Below are 3,543 nucleotides of genomic sequence, written 5' to 3'. Positions count from 1 at the left end.
TGAGTGTTATGGGTCACAATCGATGTTAATAGATTCGGTGCTTTAAAGAATAGCTCAGCATTTGGTTGTTGTGAGGCTATAGCGTAACGATTGTGATCCATGAACAGCATCGCTGTGTTTTTATCCAAATTCCTTGTATGGATACTACATCCAATCATACAGAAATCAATTGTCGATAGCAGCGAGGCGTCTTGCCGGAAGTAGAGCTGGATGCGAAAACGCAAAGTAAAAACCAAAAAAGGCCGCCCAAAGGGCAGCCTTTTTAAATTTGGCTCCGACACCTGGGATCGAACCAGGGACCAATTGATTAACAGTCAACTGCTCTACCGCTGAGCTATGTCGGAATTGTTATCAGGAGCGTTGGCTGATGCCCTTGGCTCAAGATGGCGCGTATATTATAGCCCGATTACGGCTTCGTCAAGGGCTGTTTGGGAATTTTCTCTAAAAAATAACTGATTGATTTATAAGTGAAAAAGACGACATTTTGTGCATTTCGACCGCGTTTTAATGTTCTTTGGCTAAGACTTGGTGTAGATCAGTTGTGTCGTCCAGCCTGCTGGTGGCGACAAAGCAGTATAAGCGGGCTGTAAGCCAGTAGCAGGCAAAGTAATCCATAGTTTGGAAACTGGCTGGCCGCGAAGGCCATTGGGGTTAGCCAAAGCAGGTTGATAGCCGCTGAGCCCAGGGTCACTTTGCTGTGAGTTCCCAGTTTGCGGCTGAGGATTTGGTAGCAGTGACTGCGGTGGGGCTGATGCCATTGTTGTTTGGTGAGTATGCGTGTTGCCAGTGTCCAGCAGGCATCCACAATAAAAACGCCCAGTAAAATCGCCCAGCACCACAGGTTGACGGAGGTATTGGCGGCGTAAATGCAGGCGAGTAACCCCAGGAGGATGCCAAGAAATCCGCTACACCCGTCGCCCATGAAAACCCTGGCAGGAGACCAGTTGAGCAGTAAAAAGCCCAGTATCGGTGCGCTTAGTACAAATAGCAGCTGCCAAGGGAAAGCAGAGTGACTGTTTATTAGACCAACGATCATGGCACCAGTCAGTACGGTAAGCGCTTCGGTCGCGGCAATACCATCGATCCCATCCATAAAGTTATAGAGGTTGATTAGCCAGGTTAGGCCTAACGCTGCCGGTAGTAGCCATAGGCCATCGATGGTCAAATCCAGGCCTGGTAACGACAGTGAGGGTAGAGGATCGAGTAGTGCCAGAGCGACTAAACTGGCAATAAAGTGGGTGCTGAATCGGATGCGGCTGGACAGTGGGGAGTGGTCATCCAGAAAGCCAATACCCGCTACCAGAATGCCGCCTGCCAGAAGAGCGATGAGGTTGGTCGTGCTCAGATGTGTAGCCAGTGCTCCATAAATGAGCGGGCTTTGGGTTAGCATGCCCCCAAGTATCAGCGTCAGGCAAATAATGACAATTGATAGGCCGCCGCCTCTGGGGGTCGGGGTAGTATGAGAGCTGCGTTCATTGGGTGTATCGATGACACCTTTGCTGATGGCGTACTTTATATAGCAGCGGGTGAAGAGGTAGGTGCAGATGACTGCCGTGATGCAGACTGGCAAAAGGTAGATCAGAGAAGTTGGAAGGGTCATGGTGCGAAAGTGCTCTATTTGCGAAAGCCCAAATTAGGGGTTGGCTGAACCAAGTTAGGGTTTGGCTGGAGTAGCTGATGGGCCTGGGAGGCGTCGACTTCGAGATTGCCGCACAGCTTGTCTATTTGCTCTGTTTTCCCCAGCAGTTTGCCCATGGTTCGCAGGAAAACGGCAGGAATCGGGATAAGTCGAGGGCGTTTGCCAATATCCGTACCAATTCGACGTACCAGCTGGGTGGTCGATAGCGCGCTATCGTTACTCACCAGCAGGGTCTGACCATCCGCCTCCGGAATAGTGCAGCTTTTATAGAGATACTCGCACAGTAGATTCAGGTCGATGATGTCTCGCTGATTGTGAATGCTCCCCAATGGCAGGGGGATTCCTTTCTGAATGGCTTTTTTGAGTGTGTGGATATTGCCTTTGGCGTCTGGCGAATACACCAGAGGGGGTCTCAGGATAACAAGCTCAATAGAGCCTGTGCACAGATCTGTCAGGGCTCGTTCGGCCTCCAGCTTACTCAGTCCGTAGGCGGTAGTTGGCGCCGGTTGATCTGAGGGTTTGAATGGCTCAGTGGTGCCTTCGCCGTTGACCTTGATGCTGCTCAGAAAAACCAGTCGCTTGTTTCCTGCCTGAATGGCGGCTTCTGCGACTGTCTGGCTGATGCCCAAATTGACTGAGCGATAGGCCTCCATTTCAGCAAAGGTGTCTTTGGTGTGTGTTTTCGCGATCAAGTGGATGACTGCGTCAACCCCGTGTAAGGCGTGGACCACTGTTTCCGGAGCGTTATAATCCACCGGAAAGTAGTGCAGGCGGGGGTGCGTTATTTTGCTGGCTGAGTGGGGTGTTACGGGTTCTGGATTCTGTTGATCTCGGGAGTCTCGAATCAGTGCACTAACATCGATTCCCTGGCGCAAGAGGTGCCTGCACAGTGCGGTACCTACGTACCCGTTGGCGCCAGTGACCGCTATCCGCATGTTGTTGTGTCCCCGTGGTGTGGTTGAAATCTTAGGAGTGGTTGAGGTTGCAGAAATGGTTAAAATCGAAGCGCGCAATTCTACCGCGTTTTCTGTTGATGGAGTAGGGTGATAGCGGTTGTCGGTTTGGCGTTGCTGCGGCATGAAGGACTGTGGCGATATGTTGAGCCAAGGACTTGCCTACTTTAAAAGGTGCTGGTAAAGTACGCGCCTCTTTCAGGGAGTCAGACTGTTTATATTGCATTTTAAGTCGCTAACCGCCTGAAATGACTGACCTTATTTGCTGGCAACTGTGGCAGATAGGAAGGTGAAAATTATAGGACTATAGCTCAGTTGGTTAGAGCGCTACCTTGACATGGTAGAGGTCGGCAGTTCGAATCTGCCTAGTCCTACCAAATTGCTTAAAGCAATTCGTCTTTGGCGAGTTGCAGTAAATACCCGCTTATTTAAGCGGGTTTTTTCGTTTGGGGGCCAAGAGGCCTGTAAAGAGATAGTGCCCGTACTGACTGTGGGCCTGCCATGAGAGGCCAAAGGCTTCCGGAGACTGCACATGCAACCAAAAATTGCCATCATCATGGGGTCCAAGAGCGATTGGCCTACAATGAAAGAAGCGGCCGACATTCTGGATCGGCTGGGCGTCGATTATCATGTCGAGGTTGTCTCTGCGCACCGTACACCGGATAAGCTGATGTCTTTTTCCGCGTCTGCAGCGGATAACGGCTATCAGGTGAGGCGCATTTGCCGGGCATGGTGGCGTCTAAAACCCGTTTGCCGGTTCTGGGTGTTCCTGTTCAGAGTAAGGCTCTGAGTGGTCAGGACAGTCTTCTTTCTATTGTTCAGATGCCTCGCGGCGTGGCGGTAGGGACCTTGGCTATTGGTGGCGCAGGTGCGTTCAATGCTGGTCTGATGGCTGCACAGATTTTGGCGACCTCCGATGCGGAGTTGGCCAAGCGTATTGATGCTTTCCGT

2 protein-coding genes, 2 tRNA genes and 1 pseudogene are annotated in these 3,543 nt (G+C 51.2%); 2 read left to right on the top strand and 3 right to left on the bottom strand.

What is annotated here, in order from left to right:
• Positions 1-269: 269 nt before the first annotated feature.
• From ACTG33_RS16735 to ACTG33_RS16725, 3 genes are all read right to left on the bottom strand, one after another.
• Positions 270-344, bottom strand: a tRNA-Asn gene (locus ACTG33_RS16735).
• Positions 345-535: 191 nt separating this feature from the next.
• On the bottom strand, positions 536-1,600 hold the full coding sequence (locus tag ACTG33_RS16730) for an MraY family glycosyltransferase (protein WP_439136353.1): 1,065 nt from the start codon (positions 1,598-1,600) through the stop codon (positions 536-538).
• A gap of 14 nt (positions 1,601-1,614) precedes the next feature.
• Positions 1,615-2,718, bottom strand: coding sequence for an NAD-dependent epimerase/dehydratase family protein (locus ACTG33_RS16725; protein ID WP_439136352.1), 1,104 nt, complete (start codon positions 2,716-2,718; stop codon positions 1,615-1,617).
• Positions 2,719-2,892: 174 nt separating this feature from the next.
• Here ACTG33_RS16725 and ACTG33_RS16720 point away from each other — a divergent pair.
• Positions 2,893-2,969 (top strand) — tRNA-Val (locus ACTG33_RS16720).
• A 155-nt stretch (positions 2,970-3,124) separates the two neighbouring features.
• Positions 3,125-3,543, top strand: a pseudogene (purE, locus tag ACTG33_RS16715) (5-(carboxyamino)imidazole ribonucleotide mutase); the annotation flags it as partial.

Origin of the sequence: Pseudomaricurvus sp. (assembly GCF_965662505.1) — a bacterium.
In the GTDB taxonomy this organism is placed as follows: Bacteria; Pseudomonadota; Gammaproteobacteria; order Pseudomonadales; family Cellvibrionaceae; genus Pseudomaricurvus.
This window is presented reverse-complemented; position numbering and strand designations above follow the sequence as displayed.

What these genes read in the sequence shown, in the direction of transcription:
- ACTG33_RS16730 (WP_439136353.1), bottom strand. Translation starts at nt 1,600, where the DNA reads ATGACCCTTCCAACTTCTCTGATCTACCTTTTGCCAGTCTGCATCACG.
- ACTG33_RS16725 (WP_439136352.1), bottom strand. Translation starts at nt 2,718, where the DNA reads ATGCCGCAGCAACGCCAAACCGACAACCGCTATCACCCTACTCCATCA.